This window comes from Enterococcus sp. AZ129 (assembly GCF_051714505.1).
GTDB lineage: Bacteria > Bacillota > Bacilli > Lactobacillales > Enterococcaceae > Enterococcus > Enterococcus faecalis.
In genome coordinates, this window is the sequence record NZ_JBIORY010000001.1 from 820503 (window position 1) to 845539 (window position 25037).

23 protein-coding genes and 1 tRNA gene are annotated in these 25037 nt (G+C 37.5%); 20 read left to right on the forward strand and 4 right to left on the reverse strand.

The features are described from left to right. Positions 1-151: 151 nt before the first annotated feature. Positions 152-520, reverse strand: coding sequence for a DUF4828 domain-containing protein (locus IGJ90_RS04140; RefSeq protein WP_002355908.1), 369 nt, complete (start codon positions 518-520; stop codon positions 152-154). A 198-nt stretch (positions 521-718) separates the two neighbouring features. On the opposite strand from IGJ90_RS04140, the gene sfsA reads away from it, so the two are divergent. The 16 genes from sfsA (at position 719) to IGJ90_RS04220 (ending at position 15447) form a co-directional block, all read left to right on the forward strand. Beyond that, on the forward strand, positions 719-1450 hold the full coding sequence (gene sfsA / locus IGJ90_RS04145; protein ID WP_010823484.1) for a DNA/RNA nuclease SfsA: 732 nt from the start codon (positions 719-721) through the stop codon (positions 1448-1450). Positions 1451-1555: 105 nt separating this feature from the next. Continuing rightward, the gene (locus IGJ90_RS04150) at positions 1556-2554 is read left to right on the forward strand and encodes a Gfo/Idh/MocA family protein (RefSeq protein ID WP_002355910.1); all 999 of its coding nucleotides are present in this window, start codon (positions 1556-1558) and stop codon (positions 2552-2554) included. Positions 2555-2580: 26 nt separating this feature from the next. Next, positions 2581-3882, forward strand: coding sequence for a DEAD/DEAH box helicase (locus IGJ90_RS04155; RefSeq protein WP_002355911.1), 1302 nt, complete (start codon positions 2581-2583; stop codon positions 3880-3882). 44 nt (positions 3883-3926) lie between these two features. Further along, the gene (locus IGJ90_RS04160; protein WP_002355912.1) at positions 3927-6632 is read left to right on the forward strand and encodes a sigma 54-interacting transcriptional regulator; all 2706 of its coding nucleotides are present in this window, start codon (positions 3927-3929) and stop codon (positions 6630-6632) included. Between the two features lie 229 nt (positions 6633-6861). Beyond that, on the forward strand, positions 6862-7179 hold the full coding sequence (locus tag IGJ90_RS04165) for a PTS sugar transporter subunit IIB (protein WP_002355913.1): 318 nt from the start codon (positions 6862-6864) through the stop codon (positions 7177-7179). A 141-nt stretch (positions 7180-7320) separates the two neighbouring features. Beyond that, entirely contained in the window at positions 7321-8784 is a 1464-nt protein-coding gene (locus tag IGJ90_RS04170; protein WP_002364646.1) for a PTS sugar transporter subunit IIC, read from the forward strand. Positions 8785-8827: 43 nt separating this feature from the next. After that, positions 8828-9046: a hypothetical protein gene (locus tag IGJ90_RS04175; RefSeq protein ID WP_156248565.1), complete on the forward strand. Its 219-nt coding sequence runs from the start codon at positions 8828-8830 to the stop codon at positions 9044-9046. 13 nt (positions 9047-9059) lie between these two features. After that, the gene (locus IGJ90_RS04180; protein ID WP_002355916.1) at positions 9060-9260 is read left to right on the forward strand and encodes a DUF3188 domain-containing protein; all 201 of its coding nucleotides are present in this window, start codon (positions 9060-9062) and stop codon (positions 9258-9260) included. Continuing rightward, positions 9260-9670 carry a DUF3284 domain-containing protein gene (locus IGJ90_RS04185; protein WP_276338532.1) on the forward strand — a complete coding sequence of 137 codons (411 nt, stop codon included), beginning with the start codon at positions 9260-9262 and terminating at the stop codon, positions 9668-9670. The genes IGJ90_RS04180 and IGJ90_RS04185 overlap by 1 nt, the downstream gene beginning before the upstream one ends. A 275-nt stretch (positions 9671-9945) precedes the next feature. Beyond that, complete coding sequence (locus IGJ90_RS04190; protein ID WP_002355918.1) at positions 9946-10272, forward strand: PTS sugar transporter subunit IIB; 327 nt, start codon at positions 9946-9948, stop codon at positions 10270-10272. 22 nt (positions 10273-10294) lie between these two features. Then, positions 10295-10615 carry a PTS lactose/cellobiose transporter subunit IIA gene (locus IGJ90_RS04195; protein ID WP_002355919.1) on the forward strand — a complete coding sequence of 107 codons (321 nt, stop codon included), beginning with the start codon at positions 10295-10297 and terminating at the stop codon, positions 10613-10615. A gap of 65 nt (positions 10616-10680) precedes the next feature. After that, the gene (locus IGJ90_RS04200) at positions 10681-11958 is read left to right on the forward strand and encodes a PTS sugar transporter subunit IIC (RefSeq protein ID WP_002355920.1); all 1278 of its coding nucleotides are present in this window, start codon (positions 10681-10683) and stop codon (positions 11956-11958) included. A gap of 83 nt (positions 11959-12041) precedes the next feature. Next, complete coding sequence (locus IGJ90_RS04205) at positions 12042-13436, forward strand: glycoside hydrolase family 1 protein (protein WP_002355921.1); 1395 nt, start codon at positions 12042-12044, stop codon at positions 13434-13436. A gap of 57 nt (positions 13437-13493) precedes the next feature. Beyond that, positions 13494-14687: a GNAT family N-acetyltransferase gene (locus tag IGJ90_RS04210; RefSeq protein WP_438767603.1), complete on the forward strand. Its 1194-nt coding sequence runs from the start codon at positions 13494-13496 to the stop codon at positions 14685-14687. Positions 14688-15007: 320 nt separating this feature from the next. Next, positions 15008-15081 (forward strand) — tRNA-Arg (locus IGJ90_RS04215). Positions 15082-15114: 33 nt separating this feature from the next. Next, positions 15115-15447: a putative quinol monooxygenase gene (locus IGJ90_RS04220; RefSeq protein WP_002355924.1), complete on the forward strand. Its 333-nt coding sequence runs from the start codon at positions 15115-15117 to the stop codon at positions 15445-15447. A 113-nt stretch (positions 15448-15560) separates the two neighbouring features. Here the strand turns inward: IGJ90_RS04220 and ppdK are convergent, their stop codons facing one another. After that, positions 15561-18206, reverse strand: a complete 2646-nt coding sequence (ppdK, locus tag IGJ90_RS04225; RefSeq protein WP_002373645.1) for a pyruvate, phosphate dikinase — start codon at positions 18204-18206, stop codon at positions 15561-15563. A 169-nt stretch (positions 18207-18375) separates the two neighbouring features. Between ppdK and IGJ90_RS04230 the strand changes: the two genes are divergently transcribed. After that, positions 18376-19005 carry a helix-turn-helix transcriptional regulator gene (locus IGJ90_RS04230; RefSeq protein WP_002373646.1) on the forward strand — a complete coding sequence of 210 codons (630 nt, stop codon included), beginning with the start codon at positions 18376-18378 and terminating at the stop codon, positions 19003-19005. Between the two features lie 12 nt (positions 19006-19017). Further along, the gene (locus IGJ90_RS04235) at positions 19018-19830 is read left to right on the forward strand and encodes a pyruvate, water dikinase regulatory protein (protein WP_002396488.1); all 813 of its coding nucleotides are present in this window, start codon (positions 19018-19020) and stop codon (positions 19828-19830) included. 70 nt (positions 19831-19900) lie between these two features. Here IGJ90_RS04235 and mprF read toward each other — a convergent pair whose 3' ends face one another. Both mprF and IGJ90_RS04245 read right to left on the reverse strand, forming a co-directional pair. After that, positions 19901-22432: a bifunctional lysylphosphatidylglycerol flippase/synthetase MprF gene (gene mprF / locus IGJ90_RS04240; RefSeq protein WP_002358907.1), complete on the reverse strand. Its 2532-nt coding sequence runs from the start codon at positions 22430-22432 to the stop codon at positions 19901-19903. Further along, complete coding sequence (locus tag IGJ90_RS04245) at positions 22429-23163, reverse strand: alpha/beta fold hydrolase (protein ID WP_002358908.1); 735 nt, start codon at positions 23161-23163, stop codon at positions 22429-22431. Before IGJ90_RS04245 ends, mprF begins: the two co-directional genes overlap by 4 nt. 176 nt (positions 23164-23339) lie before the next feature. On the opposite strand from IGJ90_RS04245, the gene IGJ90_RS04250 reads away from it, so the two are divergent. Together IGJ90_RS04250 and IGJ90_RS04255 are read left to right on the forward strand one after the other, a co-directional pair. Further along, positions 23340-23924, forward strand: coding sequence for an AAA family ATPase (locus IGJ90_RS04250; protein WP_002364651.1), 585 nt, complete (start codon positions 23340-23342; stop codon positions 23922-23924). 22 nt (positions 23925-23946) lie between these two features. Next, positions 23947-25002 (forward strand): endonuclease/exonuclease/phosphatase family protein, encoded by a 1056-nt coding sequence (locus tag IGJ90_RS04255; RefSeq protein ID WP_002402994.1) that lies wholly within the window; start codon positions 23947-23949, stop codon positions 25000-25002. The last annotated feature ends 35 nt before the right edge of the window (positions 25003-25037 follow it).

Genomic DNA, 25037 nt, shown 5'->3' on the forward strand with positions numbered 1-25037 from the left:
AAAACATCATCCTAAGTTTATCAGAAAAAGGCGCATTTGACTATTTAATAATATTCAAGTTGTAAGAAAACTTTCTGAATGCTTTTGCAAGGGATGTAAAAAATAAATCACCCACCGCACATACTTCGTTTTATGTGTCGTGGGTGATTTATTAATTGTAAATGGCCCGTTCTAGTGTGTAGGTTTCATCGTCGGCTTCATCGTAAAGCGTTGCAGGGACACCATTTTCACATTGAATGATTAAATGGTAACCTAACTTGTCTAAGATAACTAAGCGTTTAGGGGTTAATTCAACAAGCAAGGCATGCGTTTGTTTGCCATCAATGAAAACATTGAAAGATGAGGTGATTTCTAAGGTGTGTTGCGTGGCTTTCTTCACGTCCACAAACCACCAATGCCCAGTATAGTTGTGTTGAAGCTCCTGTGGGGAAGGGAGCTGTTTATTTTTTTTCCAGAGGATAGAGCCTGCTAATCCAGTAAGTAAAGATGCACCAACCAAGAAAGTCCAATGTTTTTTCAAAGAAATTCCTCCTAACCTTCATTTTCATTTATTCGTCTTCGTTACCTTTATTATATAGAACTTGTCTAAAATATTCGACTAAATCGCTGAGAATTGACAAATATTTAATGATTGACACAAGATAGTAAAATTGTTGGTTTTGGTCTATACTTTTCCTTGTTTTTTTATGGTATAGTGTGTAAGAAAGGAAGTCTGTGTATGAAGTACCCGAATGTCCAACTTGCTTATTTTATCGAACGACCCAATCGGTTTATTGCACACTGTCGTTTAATGGAAACGAATGAAGAAGTAATCACACATGTCAAAAATACTGGCAGAGGGAAAGAAGTTTTTTTACCAGGTGCTGTTGTGGCGCTTAGTTATCAACCATCGCCTAAAAGAAAAACAGATTACGATTTGATTGCAGTAAAAAAAGGTTCTTTTTGGATTAATATTGATAGCCAAGTACCGAATACATTAGTCAATGAAGCGTTAAAAAATGGTCAAATTGTGCTTCCTGGTTTAGTTGGTACGATCCAAACTGTTAAACGTGAGCAACGATTTGCACATTCAAAATTTGATTTTCTAGTGGAAACGGATGCGGACGAACAAGCTTTTGTCGAAGTGAAAGGCATGACTTTAGAAAATAAAGGCATCGGTGCTTTTCCTGACGCGCCAACACTTCGTGGCTTGAAGCATGTCACTGAACTAATGGCTGCAACTAAAGCGGGTTACCGCTGTTACGTTTTGTTTGTGGTCCAATTTGAAGAAATTAAGCAAGCAACGATTCACCAAGAGATGCAACCCGCCTTTGCTGAAAATGTGGGTGCTGCAATTGATCAAGGTGTGCAAGTCCTTGCTTACAATTGCCACGTAACACCAGCAACGATTGAACTTAAGTCACAGGTAACCTTTGATTTATTACAGGCATTTGATGATCCTAATAAATAACTTGAAGAATTCCTAGCGCTTTAAGTCAGGGTAATTACGTGACTTTTGTACGAGAGATTACTATTATAAAGAGAGTAAATAAACAAAAAATGGAGGTTTTTGATTATGATACATTTAGGCGTAATTGGTACCAATTGGATTAGTCATCAATTTGTTGCAGCAGCTTTAGAAACGGGTGCGTACGATTTAACGGCTGTTTATTCTCGGAAACTAGCAACGGCACAAGAATTTGGTTCTCGCTATGGGGATGTGGAATATGCAATTGATTTAGAGACGTTTTTTGGTATTGCACATATGGATACGGTTTATATTGCCTCACCAAATTCATTACATTTTGAACAAGCGAAACAAGCAATTTTAGCGAAAAAAAATGTAATTGTTGAAAAACCAGCTTTTTCAACACCTGATGAGATGGCAGAAATTATTGAATTAGCGAATAAAAATCGTGTGTATTTCTTTGAAGCGGCCCGTAATATTCATGAGCAAAGTTTCCAAAAAATTGCTGAATTATTGCCATTAAAAAACCAAATTTTAGGTGCGAATTTTACGTATATGAAATATTCTTCTCGCTATGATCAAGTATTAGAAGGCAAAGAGCCAAATATTTTTTCTCCTCATTTTTCTGGGGGAGCCTTAGCAGATTTAGGCGTTTATTTAGTTTATGCAGCCTTGGGCTGGTTTGGCGTACCAAACGAAAGCCATTATTTTGCTAGTAAAATTGCGACAGGTGTCGATGGCTTAGGAACAATTATTTTACGTTATGATCAGTTTGACGTGACGTTAAATACTGGGAAAATTAGTGATTCTTTTGCGCCATCCGAAATTTACTTTGAAAACGGGACCTTGATTTTAGATAGTGTCAATGCTATTTCTTCGGCTGAGTACCATGATCGCGCACATGAAGAACGTGATGTCTTAGATATTCAAGTAGCCGATAATCCAATGATTGAAGAAGCCCGTGATTTTGCAGCAGTTTTAAATAACCCAACAGATAAGTATTGGGGCACCAAGTATGAAGAATGGGTTGAGCTTGCTCGAAATGTCAATAAAGTAGTCACTGATTTACGTCATAGTGCCGGCATTATTTTTGATGCTGATAAATAAGAATTAGGCGATAGGAAAGGAACAATATGAGATTTTTAGAACAACTTCCAGAGGCTTGGCAAGAACAGTGGCAAGCTTCTGGCTTTAACGAACCATCAACAATTCAAGAAAAAAGTTTTACGCCCCTTCGCGAAGGAGAAAATGTTTTAGGAATTTCGCCGACAGGAACTGGAAAAACACTTGCTTACATGCTGCCTTTACTCTTAACTGTTGAAAAAGGACAGGGAAATCAATTGTTGATTATTGCTCCGTCTCAAGAATTAGCTATGCAAATTGCTGAAGTTGCTCGGACTTGGGCTAAACCACTTCAATTAACGGTTCAAACGTTAATCGGCGGGGCAAATGTTTCACGCCAGATTGACAAGTTAAAAAAACGTCCCGAAGTGTTAATCGGAACGCCAGGTCGGATTTTAGAGTTAATGAAGAACAAAAAAGTCAAAGCTCAGTTGTTAAAAACAATTGTAATGGATGAAGTTGATCAACTTTTCCAAGAGGAAGAGCTAAGTTTAACCAAGCAAATTTTGACACACACACCAACCGAATACCAACTTGTTTTTTATTCAGCGACTGCTGATCGTGTCGTGAATCAAGCGCAATCTTTAAGCCAAAAATTACAGGTGATTGATGTGACGGAAGAAGATACTTCAGCAGGTCAAGTCGCCCACTACTTTATTCGGTTAGCACCAAGAAAAAAAGCTGATTACTTACGTCGTTTGGCCCATACAGAAGCATTCAGAAGCATGGTCTTTTTCAATCAAGTTGCTGATTTAGGTGCAGCAGAAGAAAAATTAGTTTATGAGAATGTGCCGGCTATTGGTCTGGCTTCAGATCAAAGTAAACAGTTGCGTAAATTGGCGATCGATCAATTTAAAGCAGAACGAGTGAAGTTGTTATTAACCACGGATATTGCGGCACGGGGCTTAGATTTCACTGGGGTCCCTTACGTCGTAAACGTAGATGTTCCTTTAACCGAAGAGAGCTATATTCATCGTTCTGGTCGCGTTGGCCGGATGGGTGCACAAGGGGCAGTGATTACGTTTATCAACGATGGCACCAAAAGGGATTATCAACGTTTGATGAAACAATTGGCCATTCCTTATCAGGAAATCTTTTTATATGATGGTGCACTTCATGAGCAGCCAAAAGCCAAAGATGAACTAGAAAAAAAGAACGTAGTCAAAGATACGTATTCAGAAAAAAAGAGTACGAAAGAAAGAAAACCAGAAACAGTAAATTCTGTTGTCAAAGAACCACAAGAAACACGCAAAAAGAAGAAAAACAAAAAGAAAAACACGAAAAACAAAGGAGCTCGTAAAGCGAAGAAATAACGCTTTACGAGCTTCAAGCAGAACGTTGTATCGAGGAGGATTCCATGAAATCTCGGAAGGAAGAAATCTTAGCGTTACTTCAAAAAAATGAAACTGGCTTAACGGCAGGAGCGGTAGCAGAACAGTTAATGATTGATCGCAGTAATGCCAGCCGTTATTTAAATGAATTATTCAAAGAAAAGAAAATTACTAGAAGTACTGGACGTCCTGTTATCTATTCAGTGCCAACAATCAATGAAGGAGAACAAGTCCATGTAGATGAGTCCACCTCTGTTAGTTTTGACACATTAGTAGGTGCCAATGATTCTTTAAAAGTGAGTATTCAGCAGGCCAAGGCGGCTATTTTATATCCACCAAGAGGTTTGCATACGATTATTTTTGGGAAAACAGGAACAGGGAAATCTCTTTTTGCTGAATGTATGTACCGTTTTGCTATTGATTCAAAAACCTTAGATGAAGATGCCCCTTTTGTCTCTTTTAATTGTGCTGATTATGCACAAAACCCACAATTATTATTTGGTCATATCTTTGGCGTAAAAAAAGGCGCCTATACTGGTGCGAATGAAGATAGTCCAGGCTTAATGGCAAAAGCAGATGGCGGGATTCTCTTTTTAGATGAAATTCATCGTTTACCGCCAGAAGGTCAAGAAATGCTCTTTACGTTTATTGATAAAGGCGTGTACCGTCCATTAGGAGAAAGTGGTCAAACCTATGAAGCCTCTGTTCAAATTATTGGTGCGACAACGGAATCCTCAGAAAACTTTTTAACCACTTTTAATCGGCGGATTCCGATGTCGATTACATTGCCATCTTTAGATGCACGGACGCTAGATGAGCGTTATGCCATCATTTCGTTATTTATTCAGCAAGAGGCAACACGTTTGGGCCAACAAATTGATATCGAACGCGAAGCAGTTTTGGCTTTTATGTTATACGATGCAGAAGGAAATATTGGTCAGGTGAAGCGGGACTTAAAATTAGTTTGTGCTAAGTCATTTCTTTATTATCGGACGCACAATTTAGAACACTTGGTTATCCGTAAACGGGATTTGTCGTTACCTGTCCAAAAAGGATTATTAAAAATTAAAGAAGTACCTGAGCGCTTGGATCAATTTGTCGACAGTAAAAGTAATTATTTATCTTTCCAACCAGGTACCAACAAAATTGTTTGGTCGCAAGATCCAGCTAGAGACATGCAGGTTTACAATGAAATCGAAGAAAAAGTCGCTGATTTGTCCGAAGCTGACTTAGAAAATGTTGATTTAGAAGAATTGATTTCTAAAGATATGAATGCGTATTTTAAAAATTATGTCGAAGAATTAACCCAACATTCTTTACATAAGGAGTTACTACCAGAAGCTATTTGGGACTTAACGAATCGTCTTTATGATATCGCAGAAGAGCGTTTGGAACACACGTACAATGAAACAGCACGCTTTGCCTTTGCGCTTCATTTACAAAGTACGATTGAACGAGTCAAAGAAGGTCACGTGATTGTCCATCCTGATTTAAATAATGTCCGTAAAAACATGAAAAAAGAATTTCAAGTAGCCTTAGATTTATCTTCTATTATTGAAGAAGAGAACAACATAGAGATTCCTTTCGATGAAATTGGCTTTATTAGTATGTTTTTATCTATTAATGTCGGTAAAGAAGAAAGAACTCCAGAAAATAATGTTGGTGTGTTCGTCTTAATGCATGGGGATTCTACTGCCTCAAGTATGTTGAAAACCGCCCAAGAACTTTTAGGAACGTCAATCGGAACAGCGATGAATATGCCGTTAACGATGGAAGTTCAAACAATGTATGAACAATTACGAAACCAAGTAATTACGCAAAAAGAATCGTTAAACAATGGGATTTTATTACTGACGGATATGGGTTCATTAAATTCGTTTGGAAATATGTTGTTTGAAGAAACAGGTATCCGAACGAAGGCGATTACAATGACGAGCACAATGATTGTCTTAGAAGCTATTCGAATGGCAAGCGTGGGACGAAGTTTAGAGGACATTTACCAAAATATTCAACTTTCTTTTGAAAGCGTTGTGAGAGAACAATTTCGTTCTAGTCTGCAAAAACGTCAAAACGTTAAAAAAGCAGTAATCGTGACGTGCTTTACTGGAGAAGGGGTTGCCGCAAAACTATACCAACGAATCTTACCCGTTATTGATGAAACAAAAGTGGAACTGATTCAAATGCAATTTATTGAACGAGAAACGTTTAAAAAGCATATCGACAACTTGATGGAAGAATATGAAATTAAGGCCATTGCGGGAACTGTGGATGTTGAATATCAAAATATTCCCTTCTTTTCCGTCTATGATATTTTTGATGATGAAAAATTAAATGTATTGAAACGGATTGCTAGTGATGAAGTGGCGATTGATACAATTGTTCATTCACTAAGTGGCGTCATTACCTCTGTGGACTCCTTACAAAAATTAATTCTCATGTTACAAAAAACAGTTCATCAAATACAAACAGACATGCATATTATTGTTGAACCAGGGGTGGATGCCGGAATCATGATTCATTTGGCTTTTCTGGTAGATGCTTTAATTAAAGGAGAAGAAGCAAGAACTTTTCCAAACTTAGCGGAATATGTTAAAACACATCGTTTAGAAATCGATGTCGTACGCACGAATTTTATGTTAATTGAACGGGCGTATCGTGTGACGATCCCGGAAGCAGAAGTTGCGCATGTTACCCAAATGTTCTTAGAAAATGAAATTAAAAGTAAACAATAATAAATAAAAAAAACATTAAGAAATAAGAAAACGCTCTCTTTTTTCTTGATGTTTTCTTTTTGTAAATTACACACAATTTCATGTGTGTAAGCGTTTTCTTTTAGTGTGTGCACGCTTTTTTTGATGGTGAAAGCTGTTATATCAGCACTTTAATGAGGAAAAAACTTGGCACAATTATTGCTATAAATAAAGTGTATAACGTCATAATTTTTAAGGAGATGAAGAAAAAATGGCAAAAAAAACAATTATGTTAGTTTGTTCCGCAGGAATGAGCACAAGTTTATTAGTAACAAAAATGCAAAAAGCAGCAGAAGATCGTGGCATGGAAGCAGACATCTTTGCAGTATCGGCTTCTGAAGCTGATACAAACTTGGAAAATAAAGAGGTGAATGTTTTACTTTTAGGTCCACAAGTTCGTTTCATGAAAGGGCAATTTGAACAAAAATTACAACCAAAAGGGATTCCTTTAGATGTAATTAACATGGCGGACTATGGCATGATGAATGGCGAAAAAGTTTTAGATCAAGCAATCTCATTAATGGGATAAGTAATTAAAAGGTTTAAGAAAAGTGAATAGCAAATAAGGATAGTGCATGTTACCAAAGGTTTTATTTTGTACGCTCGATTCATTCGTTTAATGAGGCTACTGCCTTTTTAATAAATATAAATGGATACAGGAGGAATAAAAATGAACGGATTAATGGCATGGATGGAAAAATATATCTTACCAACTGCCGCAAAAATTGGTGCACAGAAACATCTGGTGGCACTAAGGGATGCTTTTATTGGTACATTACCTGCGACAATGGCTGGATCAGTCGCCGTAATGATTAACGCAATTATTCGAGATCTTCCCCAAGAGTTTGTCTCAACTTATGCGGCAAGTTTGGAAGCAGACAAAGGTATTTTTGCAGTATTGAATGTCATCATTGGGATTAATGGTTTTGTTTGGAATGGTACATTGGCTATCGCTGGTTTGATTTTCGCTTTTTCTTGGGGCTATAACTTAGCGAAAGCATACAATGTGAATGAGCTAGCTGGTGGGATTGTCAGTTTAGCTACCTTAATTTCAGGTGTTGCTTTTGCACCAAATAACACAGCTGAATTAGCTGTAAAAGTGCCAGAAAAGATTGCCAACGCAATTAACGGGGCAGAAATTGGTGCGTCAATTGCTAATAATCAATTGACTGTCAATCCATGGGGTTGGTTAAATCTCAATCATCTAAATGGTAACGCTTTCTTTACAGTGATGATTATGGGCGCTTTATCAACCATTATTTTTTGTAAATTAATGCAAGCGGATTTAACAATAAAAATGCCTGATTCTGTACCACCAGCAGTTTCAAAAGCGTTTGCGGCAATTTTACCAGCAACAATCGCGTTGTATGTCGTAGCGATTATTAACTTTACGGTGTCAAAACTTTCAGGCGGTCAATTATTAATTGACTTAATTCAAAAATATATCGCGGAACCGTTCCTTGGGTTATCACAAGGACTAGGCGCTGTGTTAATCGTAACGGTTTTTGTTCAAATTTTCTGGTTCTTTGGTATTCATGGGCCAAACGTTTTGGCACCAGTTCTTGAAGGAATTTGGGGACAAGCACAATTAATCAATATTGATATTTTCCAAAAAGGTTATGAAGGAAAAACAGGAACAGCTGCGGTTTTAGCCGCTATTGACGACGGTAAAGCCTACATGTGGGTCCGTGGTTCGTTTGATGCTTTTGCTTGGTTTGGTGGTTCAGGCGGTACAATTGTCCTAATTATTGCAATCTTGTTATTCTCCAAACGAGCAGATTATTTAACAGTCGGTAAATTATCATTAGGGCCTGGAATCTTTAATATCAATGAACCGATTATGTTTGGTTTACCAGTTGTTCTGAATCCAATTATGTTTATTCCATTTGTAATTGCGCCATTAGTTGCTACTACAATTGGCTGGGTTGCAACGTATCTTGGGCTAGTCGCCCCAGTTTCTCAACAAGTCGCATGGGTGACACCGCCGTTGCTATTATCTTTCTTAGCGACAGGTGCCGACTGGCGCGCACCAATTGTAGCGTTGGTATGTATGGTAGTCACTTTCTTGATTTGGACACCGTTTGTTATCGCTGCTAACAAAATGGATCCTGCATTAGGCGAAAGTGAGCAATAGGCAATAAAAACAGCAATTACTTGTATAGAAAGGAGCGAGCGGCATGATTTCGATTGCAAGTGCAATGAAGCAAGAGGAAATTATTACTTTATTAGAGGCATATCAAGGGGGAAATGAAACATTTACTTTTAAAGAAAAGAATGGTATTAAGTTATTTTTTGAAGTTGAAGGAGACCCTGAAACTGCTGCACAAGTTGCAAAACAGCTGATTAAGGAACAACCTTGGGGTGGCGTTTTATACTTCCAAGCAACGGTAGTCTAAAAAGATAGGATGGATGAAAATGATTAGAAATGGATTATTTTTATGTAGTATTGGCTTCTTGATTGTTTTGTATTCGTTGAATCCCAGCTCCTTAAACTATGATTTATTAAGTCTGACAACGGGGATTTTTTTCATTGGACTTGGTGGTTACCTGTTTTTTAAAGGAAAAAAAGTTGCTGAAGAAGAGGCGACAAAGGATGAGGTGAAACGGTAATGGAAATTACGAAAACATTAACTATTTCAGCAGATGAATTTTACACGCAATTAATGAATTCTGTTATTTTTGATATCCGTAAGCAAACAGGCAAAACTCTTACAAGAAAGCAGTTGCGTAAGTTTGAATACATCAAAGAATATAGTAAAAATAGTCGCGCGAAAATAGTTATTGAAGAAGCTATAGAAAATAAGGCCTATCAATTTCGAACATCCACAACTAAAAATGATTTCTCGGTGCGGTATGAGCTCCAGCCAATTGATGAAAACAGCTGTGAACTGCGTTATACAGAAACAATGGTTTCTTATGGGGCGTTACAAAAACTGAATGACGCAGTATTAGGTATCTTTTTAAGTTATTTTAAAAAGAAACAGTTTTATAAAATGCTTAAAATGATGGAAACTGCTTAAAGGGAAAAAGCGGCTTTTGTCCAGTTGATTCTCTTCAGCTTTAGAAAGTGAGCGATGAGTCGTTTCGACTTATCACTCACTTTCTTTTGTTGCCCTATTATTTTGGAAACGCACACAAAAAAGCTGTGTGTAATCGTTTTATTTTTAGTGTGTACACGCTTTCCATGTTGGAAAACGTTGTCATATCAAGGTTTTCAATGTGTTAAAACTTGGCACGCTTCTTGCTTATATAAAGGTGTAAAGCAAAACAAAGAGAATTTAGGAGATGAAGGAAAATGGCAAAAAAAACAATTATGTTAGTTTGTTCCGCAGGAATGAGCACAAGTTTATTAGTAACAAAAATGCAAAAAGCAGCAGAAGATCGTGGCATGGAAGCAGACATCTTTGCAGTATCGGCTTCTGAAGCAGATACAAACTTGGAAAATAAAGAGGTAAATGTTTTATTATTAGGCCCACAAGTTCGTTTCATGAAAGGGCAATTTGAACAAAAATTACAACCAAAAGGGATTCCTTTAGATGTAATTAACATGGCGGACTATGGCATGATGAATGGCGAAAAAGTTTTAGATCAAGCAATTTCATTAATGGGATCATCAAACTAGAGCAGAAAATGGGGTAGAGGTAATGGACGGACAACAGAACTTAGAAGCAATCATGGGTTTAATCATGTATGGCGGAAATGCTAAAAGCGATGCAATGGAAGCGATTGCCGCAGCAAAATCGGGGGATTTTGAATTAGCAGACAAAAAAATTGCAGATGCAGAAGAATCACTTGTACATGCACATCATTCGCAAACAGGAATGTTAACAGAAGAAGCAAAAGGCAATAACATGCAAGTAACATTGTTAACAGTGCACAGTCAAGATCATTTAATGACTGCGATTGCATTTACAGATTTAGCAAAAGAAATTATCGATCTTTATCGCCGTATTGATAACGAGTAATCTCGTTGTCAATGCGTCTTATAAGAAAAACGCGCTTGAGAAAGCGTTAATTAGGAGGAATAACAATGGACGGATTTGTTCAATGGATGGAGAAACACTTTATGCCGAAAGCGTCAGTTATCGCAGCGCAACGGCACTTGGTAGCAATTCGTGACGCGTTTGTCGTAACGATGCCATTAATGATTTTAGGGGCTTTGGCGGTATTAATTAATAATATTCCAATTCCAGGATATGAGGACTTTTTAAACAAAATTTTCCCAATGATGTATAACGATGCACCAATTTGGAAAAGCTTTGGTGGTAACATTTGGAACGGTACATTCGCAATCTTTGCCGTTTTAGTAGCCTTTTTAGTAGCACACAATTTAGTTAAATCTTATGGAAAAGACGGCATTGCAGCCGGTACAGTTTCTGTAGCTTCATTCTTCGCAGTTGGCGGCTTAGAAGGCATGGGCGCAACTGGATTATTTATTGCTTTGATTATTGCACTTATTTCAGGAGAACTATTCCAACGTTTATCTGGCAATCCTAAATTAGTTATCAAAATGCCTGATGGTGTACCACCAGCAGTAGCAAAATCATTTGCGGCATTATTACCAGCAATGATTACAATCAGTTTATTTAGTTTAATTACATCAATTCTATTTGCTTTAGGAATTGACAATATCGTTATTTCATTCTATGAAGCAGTTCAACAACCATTTATGGGACTTGCAAACAGCTACCCATCAGCATTATTGTTAGCTTTCATTACACCATTCTTATGGTTCTTTGGTTTACATGGTGCCAACATGGTTGACCCATTAATGCAAACAATCAACGTACCAGCGATTGATGCGAACATTAAAGCTTTAGAAGCAGGTAAAGCAATTCCTTATATTGTAAACAAACCTTTCTTTGATTCATTTGTAAACTTAGGTGGAACAGGGGCAACATTAGGTCTGTTAATTGCTATCTTTATCGTAGGTCGTCGTAACAAACCATACAAAGTCATTACAAACTTAAGTTTAGCACCAGGACTATTTAATATTAATGAACCAGTCATGTTCGGTTTACCAATTGTTTTAAACCCAATTATGTTTATCCCATTCATTTTAGTCCCAATGGTTCTTGTAACTGTTGCGTATGTGGCGACAGCAACTGGTTTAGTACCAGCTGCAACCTTTATGCCACCTTGGGTAACACCACCAATTATTGGCGGATTTTTAGCCACGAAGAGTATCGCCGGCGGAGTTTTAGCAGCTGTTAACTTATTGATTTCTATTTTGATCTACATGCCTTTCGTAAAAGTAGCAACAGATCAATACTTGAAACAAGAAGCAGCCGCAGAAGCAGCTGAGTAAAAAATCGAAGGATTGAATCGTCCGGACTCTTACGGAGGGTTCAATCCTTTTTTTAATGATTAAATCGTAAAGGAGCAAACAACATGAAATATCAATTTCCAGAAAATTTTTGGTGGGGTTCTGCAGCCAGCGGTCCTCAAACAGAAGGCGTTTTTGAAGGTGATGGTAAAGGTCAAAACATTTGGGATTTTTGGTATCAAGAAGCGCCAGAAAAATTTTTTCAACAAGTCGGTCCAGATAAGACCTCACAATTTTATAAAAAATACCAAGAAGATATTCAGTTAATGAAAGAAACGGGACATAACTCTTTTCGAACATCCATTCAATGGAGCCGTTTAATTCCAGATCCTACAACAGGAAAAGTCAATCAAACAGCAGTTGATTTTTATAATCAAGTGATTGATGATTTATTAGAACACGGGATTGAGCCCTTTATGAACTTGTATCATTTTGATATGCCGATGGTACTTCAAGAAAAAGGCGGTTGGGAAAGCCGTGAAGTGGTTGATTTGTATGTTGACTTTGCCAAAACCTGTTTTGAATTGTTTGGCGATCGCGTGAAAAAATGGTTTACGCACAATGAACCAATTGTACCAGTTGAAGGTGGTTATCTCTATGGCTGGCATTATCCTGATAAAGTGAATCTAAAAGAAGGGATTCAAGTACTCTATCATGAAGCTTTAGCTAGTGCCAAAGCGATTGCCGTCTATCACTCTATGAACTTATCAGGTGAAATTGGCATTATTTTAAACTTAACGCCGACTTATCCTCGTGATGAGCACAACGAAGCCGATGTAAATGCGGCTAAATTTGTCGATGGTTTCTTTAACCGTTCGTTTTTAGACCCGGCTGTTAAAGGTCATTTTCCAGAAGATATGGTTGCTTGGGCGAAAGCAAATGACTTGTTGCCAGAAACAACGCCAGAAGATTTAGCAATAATTGCTGAAAATACTGTGGACTTATTAGGAGTAAACTACTATCAACCACGTCGTGCCAAAGCAAAAGAAACACCTGTTGAAACACGACCAGAAGGTTTACTTCCAGAAGATTTTTATGATGTCTACGATATGCCTGGCAAAAAAATGAATCCTTACCGTGGCTGGGAAATCTACGAAAAAGGTATTTATGATACATTAATGAATTTAAAAGAAAATTATGGCAACATTCGCTGCTACATTTCAGAAAATGGCATGGGCGTAGAAGGAGAAGAACGCTTTGTCAATGAACAAGGAGTCATTGAAGATGATTATCGGATTGAATTCGTGCAGGATCACTTGAAATGGGTGCATCAAGCGATTCAAGAAGGTAGTAATGTTCAAGGATATCATATGTGGACGTGTATGGATAACTGGTCTTGGCTTAATGCCTATAAAAATCGTTACGGCTTCATTGCTGTGGATTTAGATGATGATGCGAAACGGACCATTAAGAAAAGCGGTCGTTGGTTCAAAGAAATGACAGCAAATAACGGCTTTTAGAGAGAGAACCGTTTCTGTGATAAAATGAATTGATACAATGTGCGAGGAGGAAAGAAAATGACAACTAAAAGAGTCAAAAAAATGGGCAAAGAAGAAATGAAAGAGATGTTTGATCTTGTCATCTATGCTTTTAATCAGGAACCCACGGCGGAACGCCAAGAACGTTTTGAAAAATTGTTGTCACATACGCAAAGCTATGGCTTCCTAATTGATGAGCAATTAACAAGTCAAGTGATGGCGACACCTTTTCAAGTGAATTTCCATGGTGTCCGCTATCCCATGGCTGGAATTGGCTATGTGGCTTCTTATCCAGAATATCGTGGTGAAGGCGGCATCTCTGCTATTATGAAAGAAATGTTGGCTGATTTAGCGAAACAAAAGGTTGCCCTTTCTTACTTAGCACCGTTTTCATATCCATTTTATCGTCAATATGGTTATGAACAAACATTTGAACAAGCAGAGTATACAATTAAAACGGAAGACTGGCCACGTGTTAAACGAGTTCCGGGTACCATTAAACGAGTTTCTTGGGCTGACGGTAAAGAGGTCATTAAAGACGTATACCTTGAAAATCAAAGAGCGCACTCTGGTGGTGTGATCCGTGAAACTTGGTGGTTGGATTATACGCTGAATCGTGTAAGTAAACCAAATAATCAAGCGATTTATTATTCGTCAGAAGGGAAAGCGGAAGGCTATGTGATTTATCGGATAGCTGCTGGCACCTTTGAAATCGTAGAATGGAACTATTTAACTAATACAGCTTTTAAAGCTTTAGCTGGGTTTATTGGCTCACATAATGGTTCCGTTCAATCGTTCCATTGGATTAATGGTTTTGCTGGAAAAGATTTAAATGATTTAATGCCAACGCCAGCAGCTTCTGTAAAAATTTTACCTTACATGATGGCACGAATCGTTGAGTTACAAACATTTCTGGAAAAGTATCCATTTCAATCAGGAGAAAAAGAAACGTATTCTTTAGAGATTGAAGATTCCTATGGGCCATGGAATGAAGGTATTTGGACAATCACAATTGACGAACAAGGAAAAGCAACAGTGACTAAAGGTGCTGTGGAAAAAGAAGGGACTGCTGCTTTGAAAGCAGATATCCAAACGTGGACGCAACTATTCTTGGGCTATCGTTCAGCAGAAACGTTATCTTTTTATGAACGCTTGCAAGGAGATGCAACGACAGTTCAACGTTTAGGCCAACGTTTAGTCAAAGGCATGCCAATTTTAGAAGATTATTTTTAAAAGTGTGTTTATTCGCAAAAAATGACAGAACCTACTATAATAAAAATGTAAAAAGAATTATTTTAGAAAGGTGATGGGGACAATGGCGAAAACGAAACAAGAAAAAGTTGCACGCAATAATAAAATTGGGCAATATATAGCTATTGCGACAGGACTTTATTATTTAGGAAAAATGATTCTTGATCGGCGGCAAAAAAAATAATAGATAAACGAACGACGTGTTTCACTGAAAGAAAGTATCTCGCATAATTGTTTATGCGGGATACTTTCTTTTTGTCTATTGACAGATGTAGTGAAGACTTCTAAAATTAAAACAGATTGTTCTCGTAGCTCAGTAGGATAGAGCAACCGCCTCCTAAGCGGTAGGTCGCTGGTTCAATTCCAGTCGGGAACGTAAAAAGGCAAGTAAATTTAGGGGGGAAGACAGATGGCGATTACTATAAATATTTATTATAGTGGGACAAATGGAGGTGCAAGAGAATTTGCCAAAGAAATGATTGCCAGCGGAATTGTAGAGGCAATCCGTGCAGAAAAAGGGAATAGTCGCTATGAATACTTTTTTCCAATGGACGATGAAGAAACAGTTCTGCTGATTGATAGTTGGACAGATCAGGAAGCATTAGACAAACACCACGCTTCTCCAATGATGACCCGTATTACGGAACTTAGAGAAAAATATGATTTGCATATGAAAGTAGAAAGATATGTATCAGATGTAACAGACCCCTTGACAAAAGATGCTGCGTTTATAAGAAAATAACCAGAGTGCAATCATTGATCTTAAAATTTAGTGCTAGGAACATCAATCGTTTCGACTGATGTTCCTAGCACTTTTTATCTTGTAAGGATGAATCATTTGTTACACACGTTAAATTAAAGAAGGACCATTTGTTCTTCAGTCACAGCCGGTTCGGTTAAAATTTTGGCTTGGGCAGCTGCGAGTTTCGCAATAGGTACCCGATAAGGTGAGCAAGAGATGTAGTTTAGGCCAAGTGTTTGGAAAAACGTGATGGATTGCGGATCACCACCGACTTCTCCACATACGCCAATACTCATGTTTGGTTTAGTGCGACGCGCTTTCTCTACAGCTAATTGAATCAATTGACCAACACCTGTTTGATCTAATGATTGAAACGGATCTTGGGTAATGATTTTCTTTTCCCGATACGTATTAATGAATTTACCGATATCATCACGAGAAAAGCCATAGGTCATTTGTGTTAAATCATTTGTTCCAAAGCTGAAAAAGTCTGCTTCTTCTGCTAACTGATCCGCAATCAGACAAGCTCTAGGTAGTTCAATCATTGTCCCGATTTCGTAAGGGAAAGGAGTCATTTTATGTTCTTCAAAGAGACCGTCAATCGTTTCTTTTAAAATGCGTTTGAGATAGAGAAGTTCTTCTTTTTCGGCGATTAGAGGAATCATCACTTCTGGATAAACAGTAATTCCTTCTTTGACTAATCGAATGGCACTAGTAAATAAGGCTGTAACTTGCATTTTGTATATTTGTGGTTGGGTCACACCTAAGCGACAACCACGATGGCCCAACATTGGATTGGTTTCTTGTAACCGTTCAATTTGTTTGGCGATGGTCACCGGGAACCGTTGTAGTTGCTTCGCCAATAATTGAATATCATTCTTTTCATGAGGTAAAAACTCATGCATCGGCGGATCTAACAAGCGGACCACCATGGGCTTGTCTTGAACTACTTTCAGCATTTGATAAAAGTCTTCCTGTTGAAAATGAAGAAGTTGCTCCAACGCATAGGTTGCTTCCTTTTCAGACTCTGCTAAAATCAGGCGGCGCATTTCCAAGACACGCTCTTCACCGAAAAACATATGCTCTGTTCGTGCTAAACCAATCCCCGCTGCGCCAAAACGGATAGCAGTCTCTAAATCTTGTGTAGTTTCTGCATTGGCACGAACAGTTAAATCAGCATACGCATCTGCCCAAGACAAGAGCTTTTGAAGGTCATCGTTATTATCAGCAGAAATTGTGGGAATTTCGCCAAGATAAATTTCCCCCGTTGAGCCATCGACGGAAATGATTGTTCCTTCTAAGATGACCTGTGGCCCGCAGTGTAGTTGCTTGGTTTCTTCATTGACGGTTAAACTTTCACAACCAGTCACACAGCAAGTTCCCATTCCTCGTGCCACCACAGCGGCATGAGAAGTCATTCCGCCACGACTGGTCACAATTGCTTCGCTTACAACCATGCCTTCAATATCTTCTGGCGAAGTTTCTTGACGAACAAGAATGACTTTCTTTCCTAGATTGGTCAGTTCTTTAGCTTTTTCTGCTGTAAAAACAATTTGGCCACTTGCTGCACCAGGACTAGCAGGAAGTCCCATAGCTAAACGTTCCATGTGTTGTCGTTTCTCTTGATCAAACACGGGATGAATTAATTGATCAATCGTATCAGGTGTCACACGCAACAGTGCTTCTTGTTTAGTAATGCGATTTTCTTTGGCTAAGTCTAAAGCAATTTTAACCGTAGCTGCGGCGGTTCGTTTCCCGTTTCTTGTTTGTAAAATATATAATTTTTCATTTTCAATGGTAAATTCAATATCTTGCATGTCACGATAATGATATTCTAACAGTTCTGCGTAATGGCGAAAATCTTGATAAACTTTTGGCATAGTCAAACGTAAACGACGAATGGGTTCTGGCGTCCGAATACCAGCCACTACATCTTCTCCTTGCGCGTTCAAAAGAAACTCTCCAAACAGTTGATTTTCCCCTGTGACCGGATTTCTAGTGAAAACAACGCCAGTGCCACTGTCTAGTCCACGATTGCCGAAAACCATTTCTTGAATGTTGACAGCTGTACCTAAATCATGTGCAATATGATGTAAGTTTCGATAAACCACCGCACGTTGATTATTCCATGAATCAAAAACAGCTTTGATTGCTTCAAAAAGTTGTGCGACAGGGTCTTGCGGGAAGACCACCTGATGTTGTTCGAAAACTTCTTGGTAGCGGACAATCAAGGCAAAATGATCTTCTTCTTGAAAAGCGGTAATTTTTTTGTTTAGCTCTTGTTCCAAGCGCTCTTTTTGTTGGTCAAATAATTCTTTGGGAATGTGATAAACGACGTCTCCAAACATTTGAATAAGTCGGCGATAACAGTCAAAAGCAAAACCAGGAGAGGTTAAGGTCGCAAATTTTTTCACACGTTGATCATTTAAACCTAAATTTAAAATAGTATCCATCATACCAGGCATCGAGAAGGCAGCACCACTGCGAACGGAAACTAAGAGAATCTCATTGTCCGCGGTAAAAGATTTGCCTGTTTCAGTTTCTAGGTTTTTAACCGCTTTCAAAATTTCTGATTGTAAGTGTTCTTCAAAGAAAGTAGCATCTGCCAAATAGTCCATACAGCAACGGGTTGTAATCGTGAATCCTTGCGGAATCGGCAAACCTAAGCGTGTCATTTCTGCCAAGTTCGCCCCTTTACCACCAAGAGTCTCTTTACCTTCATTGTGTGTTTCGTTAAAAGAATAAATAAACTTTTTCATGCGTGACCTCCGTTTAATATGTGTCTTATATGTTCAATAAACATCATAATAGACGGAAATAAGTTTGTCAATAGAAAAAGTTTCTTGTCAATATGTTGAAAAAACAATAAATATGTGTATAATTGTAAGCGAATGCACAATTTGTTTAAGAGGAATTGAGGAGGAAATGATGAAATTAAGTAAACGACAAGAGCAAATTATCGCTGTTGTAAAAGAGCATCAGCCAGTTAGTGGTGAACGCATTTCGGACATACTAACCGTTTCACGTGCGACATTGCGTTCTGATTTGTCTTTTTTAACACTTTCAGGAATTTTAAAAGCAAGTCCGAAAGTTGGGTATACTTACGAAAGTGATAATATGGAGGCTTTTTTCTTTTTTGATGTTTTTCAAACAAAAGTTCAGGAGATCATGAGTCCACCATTGATGGTTGCCCAAGACACCTCAATTCGAGATGCGATTACCAACTTATTTATGTATGATGTCGGTTCTCTTTATGTCATGGATGAAGCAAAAGAATTATTAGGGGTTTTGTCACGAAAAGATTTATTACGGGCCTCTTTAAATACAAATATTGATGGCACACCTGTTGCTGTTTGTATGACAAGAGTGCCACATGTGAAAACCTGCACACCAGAATTTACTATTCTTGAAGCTGCTGACACTTTGCAAAAATACGAAGTGGATTCTTTGCCAGTCGTTGAAAAAGAAAATCCTAAAAAAGTTATTGGAAAAATTACGAAAACGAAAATTTTAACCTATATTACGCAACAAGCGAAAGAAGCCGCACAAAATAGATAAGGGAGCTTAATTATGAAAAAAGAGATCATTGTTTATACTATTTCCGATTCACTTGGAGAAACATCACAAAAATTGTTAGCTGCAGCAAGCGCACAATATCCAGATATTTCTTTTCTTAATCGATACAATTTTTCTTTTGTCACAACAGAAGAAGAATTATTAGAGATTTTAAAAGATGCCTTAAAAGATAAAGCCTTAGTTGTCAGTACATTAGTCAGTAAACAACTAATCACAGCGGCGAAAGAATTTAGTGAACGAACAGGGTTGTTATATTTAGATTTAATGGCGCCATTTTTTGAATTAATTCAAGCGAAAGCCGGAGTAGATCCTATTGAAGAGCCTGGACGACGCCACCAACTAGATCGTGCTTATTTTGATAAAATCTCAGCGATTGAATTTGCTGTAAAATATGATGATGGCAAAAATCCTCAAGGGTTTCTTGATTCTGATATATTGTTGTTAGGCGTTTCGCGGACCTCAAAAACGCCAGTCAGTATGTATTTAGCAAATCAAGGCTACCGCGTTTCTAACTTACCATTAATTCCAGAAGTTCCATTGCCGTCAATTTTGGAAGAAATGGATCCACAAAAAATGATTGGTTTAGTTTGTTCGCCAGAAGCATTAGGACAGATTCGTAGCAGTCGGTTGGCTTCCTTAGGTTTAGGTAATGAGACCAGTTATACCAATGTTGAACGGATTGAACAAGAATTAGCTTATGCCGAAGAAATTTTTGCGAAGTATGGTATCCCAGTGATTGATGTAACCGCAAAATCTGTCGAAGAAACAGCCTTTTTGATTAAAGAAAAACTAGATGAAAGAAATTAAAAAGCTTGGCAACCTCACTAAATTTCAGTGAAGTTGCCAAGCTTTTTATACTTAATTGGGCTTCTTTTTGTTAGTCAATATTTTTTTGATCGACAATGAGTAAAGCGATCATCACGTAGACAATCCAGCTACTTTTAGAATAAAGTGTATAGCGGGGTTGCCATTTGCTAGCAAATTTTTCCTTGTATTCGCGTAATCCTTGGAAGGAGTAAATTTCTGAACCAAATTCATAAATTAACGCAGCAATCCGTTCTTGAATAAAACTTTTTCTTGATTGACCAACGTTGGCTAACGGAGCCATCCCTAAATTGAAATAATGAATATTTTCTGTTTTCATATATTCAAATAAATGAATAAATAGGAAATCCATACTTCCAGAAGGGGCTTTTTCTTTATGGTGACGCATCAAGTCGATGGTACCAACTTCATTTGTGTAACTAGGAATGATATTAGCGAAAGAGACCATTTCTCCTTCAGCATTTCGGACAACAGCAATTGGGTTTCTTTGAAGATACGCTTCATCGAAAAATCCTAGTGAAAAGCCTTTTTCTTTTCGATTGTCTAACCAACTATCCGAAATAGCTTTTAATTCGTGCATTTGTTCGGCACTAAAAGGAGGTTGGAGTACGTCAAATGAATAGCCGGCTTTGGTAATTTTATTAAACACTGCGCGGGTACCTTTGAATTTTTTCCCAGACATCGTAAATGTTTCTAGATTAACTAAGGCTTCTTCGCCCATTTTGATAAATTCGTAGCCGTATTCGTGTAGTAACATCACGCTGTCCTCATTGGTTTCGTAAAAGACGGGTACATAGCCGAAACGATCTGTTTCTTTAAGGAATGCATCAATCGCCGCAGGAAAATCTTCTTTGTTCCCCGAAGGATTGCCCATCACAACGCATTTATTATTAATGGTGTTGAATTGTAAAAAGACAGTCGGTTCTTCTTTGGGATATAAGAAAACCTGTTTATCATGAAGAAAGACAAGTTCACTGTCAATATTCCCGCCATAAGTTGTTAAGATATTATGCAAGATACTATCTTCTGGAAACTCACCCACTTGGTGTTTTTTCCCTTGGAGGTAGCGAACAAATAGAAAGTTAAAACTCATAACTAAGAGGATAGCGATAAATCCTGACAACCAGATCCGTTCGGAAGGGAACAAGAAAAATTCCACAAAATGATGACGATGGTGTGGGAAGTTCGGTAAATTATAAACACCAATGACTAGGTATAATAAGGTCAACAAGCCAAAGATAAACCCATCAATCGTCATCCACTCCCAAGAGTAAACCAGTTGTTCACGGTACAATTCTGATTTTGAAAAAATAACGATAAATAATAAAATAGCTAAATAGAAAATGGAAAACATACTAAAGTCAACAACAAATGAATACAAGATAGCACCAATTAATAAAATAATCGTTGGATAATAGGCTCTTTTAACACGATCAGCAATCCCACGTCCCATAATTAATAATGCAAAGCCTAAAACAATACTCGGAATTTGAATAATAATATGTGAACGGAAGGGGTTAATATCTCTTAACCAATGCACTTGAGTGAAGGCTTCTGGAATAGTGGCTAGGAGCACCATCATAATTCCTGAAAAATAAAGTAAAACCACTTCCAATTTGTGGGCAATTTCCAAAGTAATTTGTTTCAGTAATTGTCGATAATGAGTATCCAATTTTTGGCTTAAGTGTTTTGTAAAGAACAAACAGCCAATTAAGAAAGGGATAATATAATAGAATAAACGATAGAGCAATAACCACAAAACAATAATTTCACGATCGACACCTAAGTTGCTCAGTCCTAAAATCATCATGACATCAAAACTACCTAAAGCCCCTGGAATCATCGAAGCAATCCCAATAATCGAAGCTGCTACATATAAAGGAACAATATCAATTAAAGGAATCGGTACATCTAATAAGTAACCAATACTGATAAAGGTAATTAAAACACCTGTCCATTCTAAAAACGAAGAAACAACTAGAGATAAGCGATTTTTTGCATCGAGGTTACCAAAGGAACTATTTTTTTGGAAATGTAAAATAAGATAAAGTAATGGGAAATAAAGACCGCCACCTAATAACCAAATCCAATATTGCTGTAAATAAGCCATCTTTGGATCAAACTGAACAAGGAAAAAGCAAAGAATACTATAAATAGATAGACCGGATAACACAAAAAGTAAAATATGGGTTAACGCAGGTAAAATTTTCTTTTCCTCTGTTTTATTTCCATAAAATTCAGAACGAAGTCCCATGCTGACCAAACCACCGAATCCACCAATATTATTGATTGTATTGACAATCCAGCTAGATTCAAGGAGTTCCCGTTTTGAGACTTTCAAGTTTAAAATGCGATTTAATGTTAAGTCATAATTTAGCATCGGAGTAACGGAAACTAAACCGATAACCATCATCAATAACAATTTCCATAGCGGGATCTCATCAAAAATCTGTTTTAACTGTTCAAATGAGATCGTTTTACCAATTGATAAAAGTTGGGCAACAACAATAATTGAGACCGCAATAACAAACAGTGTTTTTAGTAATCCTGTATGCGTTTTGATCCAATGAATAATTTGTTTCATTTAGACACCTTCATTTCCTTTAAGAATTTTTCGATTGTTTTATTAAAAATATCTGGTGAGTTTTTGGCAAATAAATGACCCTGTTTATTTACCAAGACCAATTTGCCAGCAGGAATGGCATCAGCAATCGCCCGTGAATGGGAAAGCGCAATTAAATCTCGACTGCCAGTAATAACAAGAGTAGGACAGGGGATGTGTTCTAAATCTTGTTTTGTCAGTCCAGTATCTTCAAATAACAGAGCCACGATAGGGAGCCGTGCGCGCAATTTTTTTGAAAAAAAGGCGCCAATACGACAAAACCAATATTGAAAATAAGTGGCAATCGTTACATATTTTTTTAGACCAGACATGGTGACATTTCCAGAATTTAAGACGAGTTTGTTGACGAAATCAGGATATAAATGGGTAAAAACCATGGCAATATTTGCTCCGTCACTAAAGCCCAATAAATTAATTTTTGTTAAGTGTTCTTGTTGAATAATACCAGCTAAATCTTCTGCCAAAAGCGGAAAAGTTAATTGACTTTGTGTATTGGTGGAACGTCCATGTCCGCGGGTATCCACCGCAATAACTTGATACTCCTTGGAGAAATAAGAAATTTGATAATTAAAAAAAGTATGATCATTGCCATTACCATGAAGTAACACAAGGGGGTAATTTGTTTCTTTGCCAAAAATTTGATAAAAAATTTGACTGCCATCTATTGTTTGAAAATATTTTTCTATTGCCATTCTCCGTCACCTATCTCATCTATAATCAATCGAGTCCTCTCTCATTATAGAGTCTTTTGTCTTTTTTTTGTAATAAAAAACAGAAAATTTTCCGAACAGTTTTGTAAGGTGTTGTAATATAGTGTGATATAGTAGAAGATAGCCACCTAAAAATTAGGCTAGAGGAGGGGAAGTTGATGTCTTTAATCGTTTTAATTGGTGCCCAAGCTGTCGGGAAAATGACCGTTGGCAAGGCTTTAGAAAAGCAGTTAGATGCTAAATTACTATTTAATCATCAAACCATTGACTTATTTGCAAACTATCTTGGGTATACGGAACGTGCGTTTCAATTGTCTGATTCCGTTAGAAAGGAACTTTTTCATGCCTTTGTCGAAAATCCAGCCACAAATACAACAAAAAACATTATTTTTACAGTGGTGATTGCTTTTGATCAAGAACAGGATTTTCAATTTTTAGAAGAAATATCAGAAATTTTTCTTAGTAAACATGAGTCCGTTTATTTCGTCGAACTCGTCTCTTCAACAGAAATCCGCCTAGAACGAAATGTTCATCCAGAGCGGCTAGAGGCAAAACCTTCAAAACGCGATGTCGACTTTTCTCGAAAAGAATTACTCAATACCTTCAAAGAACATCGATTAGTAAGCCACGAAGGTGAACTAGAAAGTACATTTCCAAATGTAAAAATAACGAAAATAAATAATTCAAACATGACACCAGAAGAAGTAGCAACGAAGATAATTGCTACTTTTGGTTTGACATAATGTGAAAGGAACATCGGAATCAATGAAAAAGTTTTTTAAATATCTCGGTAGCTTGATGGTCCTTCTTCTAAGCATAGCTTTAATTTTGATAGGATATTTAACCTTCCGAGAGTTTCGACCACGAGCGGTTGAACCAGTTGCTATAAATAAACAATTTTCAGAGCAAACCATCGAAAAAAAGCAATCCATTTCTTTAGTCACGTATAACATAGGCTATGCTGGCCTAGGACAAACAGAAGATTTTTTTATGGACGGTGGCAAAACTGTCCAACCAGTTAATAAGGCAATGGTCCAACAGAATTTAACAGGCATTGAAGAAACCTTAAAAGAATTACCAGCGATGATTTACTTATTCCAAGAAGTCGATCGTCGCTCGCAACGTTCTTATGAAGTCAATCAAGAGGAAGAATTACAAAAACAGCTACAGCTGAACAGCGCATTTGCTTATAATTTTAAGGTAGATTATGTGCCCATTCCTTGGCCGCCGATTGGACGAGTAGAAAGTGGTTTATTAACATTATCAAATGAAAAAATAACAGAGGCCAAACGCATTGCTTTACCCAATCCCTTTCGTTGGCCCGTTAGCATTAGTAACTTAAAACGAGCGCTTCTAGAAACGCGCTTTCCAATTAAAGGCACAGACAAAGAATTAGTGGTTTTTAACTTACATTTGGAAGCCTATGACAATGGGGAAGGGAAGATTGCTCAAAGCAAAAAGTTAGCTGACGTATTATCCCAAGAATACGCTAAAGGAAACTATGTAATTGCTGGAGGTGACTTTAATCAAGTTTTCAAAGGCAGTCATCGATATCCTGACCTAGGGGAAGCTGGTTGGGCACCAGGAGAAATTGATCCTGCAGACTTACCTAAACATTTTTCACTTGCTTATGATGATCAACAACCGACCGTGCGGGTGCTTAATAAGCCTTACACTGGCTCTTATGAAACATCCCAAGTGTATGTAATTGATGGTTTTATTGTTTCTGATAATGTGGCTGTTCATAGCGTGAAAACAAAGGACGAACAATTTAAATATACAGATCACCAACCTGTGAAGATGGAAGTTGGGTTGAAATAGAAAAAGTACAAACGGTGCTCATTGCTTGCACCGTT

Bases quoted from the DNA above. Each gene is read 5' to 3' on its own strand.
- sfsA (WP_010823484.1), top strand. From the start codon at position 719: ATGAAGTACCCGAATGTCCAACTTGCTTATTTTATCGAACGACCCAAT.
- IGJ90_RS04150 (WP_002355910.1), top strand. From the start codon at position 1,556: ATGATACATTTAGGCGTAATTGGTACCAATTGGATTAGTCATCAATTT.
- IGJ90_RS04155 (WP_002355911.1), top strand. From the start codon at position 2,581: ATGAGATTTTTAGAACAACTTCCAGAGGCTTGGCAAGAACAGTGGCAA.
- IGJ90_RS04160 (WP_002355912.1), top strand. From the start codon at position 3,927: ATGAAATCTCGGAAGGAAGAAATCTTAGCGTTACTTCAAAAAAATGAA.
- IGJ90_RS04165 (WP_002355913.1), top strand. From the start codon at position 6,862: ATGGCAAAAAAAACAATTATGTTAGTTTGTTCCGCAGGAATGAGCACA.
- IGJ90_RS04170 (WP_002364646.1), top strand. From the start codon at position 7,321: ATGAACGGATTAATGGCATGGATGGAAAAATATATCTTACCAACTGCC.
- IGJ90_RS04175 (WP_156248565.1), top strand. From the start codon at position 8,828: ATGATTTCGATTGCAAGTGCAATGAAGCAAGAGGAAATTATTACTTTA.
- IGJ90_RS04180 (WP_002355916.1), top strand. From the start codon at position 9,060: ATGAAAATGATTAGAAATGGATTATTTTTATGTAGTATTGGCTTCTTG.
- IGJ90_RS04185 (WP_276338532.1), top strand. From the start codon at position 9,260: ATGGAAATTACGAAAACATTAACTATTTCAGCAGATGAATTTTACACG.
- IGJ90_RS04190 (WP_002355918.1), top strand. From the start codon at position 9,946: ATGGCAAAAAAAACAATTATGTTAGTTTGTTCCGCAGGAATGAGCACA.
- IGJ90_RS04195 (WP_002355919.1), top strand. From the start codon at position 10,295: ATGGACGGACAACAGAACTTAGAAGCAATCATGGGTTTAATCATGTAT.
- IGJ90_RS04200 (WP_002355920.1), top strand. From the start codon at position 10,681: ATGGACGGATTTGTTCAATGGATGGAGAAACACTTTATGCCGAAAGCG.
- IGJ90_RS04205 (WP_002355921.1), top strand. From the start codon at position 12,042: ATGAAATATCAATTTCCAGAAAATTTTTGGTGGGGTTCTGCAGCCAGC.
- IGJ90_RS04210 (WP_438767603.1), top strand. From the start codon at position 13,494: ATGACAACTAAAAGAGTCAAAAAAATGGGCAAAGAAGAAATGAAAGAG.
- IGJ90_RS04220 (WP_002355924.1), top strand. From the start codon at position 15,115: ATGGCGATTACTATAAATATTTATTATAGTGGGACAAATGGAGGTGCA.
- ppdK (WP_002373645.1), bottom strand. From the start codon at position 18,206: ATGAAAAAGTTTATTTATTCTTTTAACGAAACACACAATGAAGGTAAA.
- IGJ90_RS04230 (WP_002373646.1), top strand. From the start codon at position 18,376: ATGAAATTAAGTAAACGACAAGAGCAAATTATCGCTGTTGTAAAAGAG.
- IGJ90_RS04235 (WP_002396488.1), top strand. From the start codon at position 19,018: ATGAAAAAAGAGATCATTGTTTATACTATTTCCGATTCACTTGGAGAA.
- mprF (WP_002358907.1), bottom strand. From the start codon at position 22,432: ATGAAACAAATTATTCATTGGATCAAAACGCATACAGGATTACTAAAA.
- IGJ90_RS04245 (WP_002358908.1), bottom strand. From the start codon at position 23,163: ATGGCAATAGAAAAATATTTTCAAACAATAGATGGCAGTCAAATTTTT.
- IGJ90_RS04250 (WP_002364651.1), top strand. From the start codon at position 23,340: ATGTCTTTAATCGTTTTAATTGGTGCCCAAGCTGTCGGGAAAATGACC.
- IGJ90_RS04255 (WP_002402994.1), top strand. From the start codon at position 23,947: ATGAAAAAGTTTTTTAAATATCTCGGTAGCTTGATGGTCCTTCTTCTA.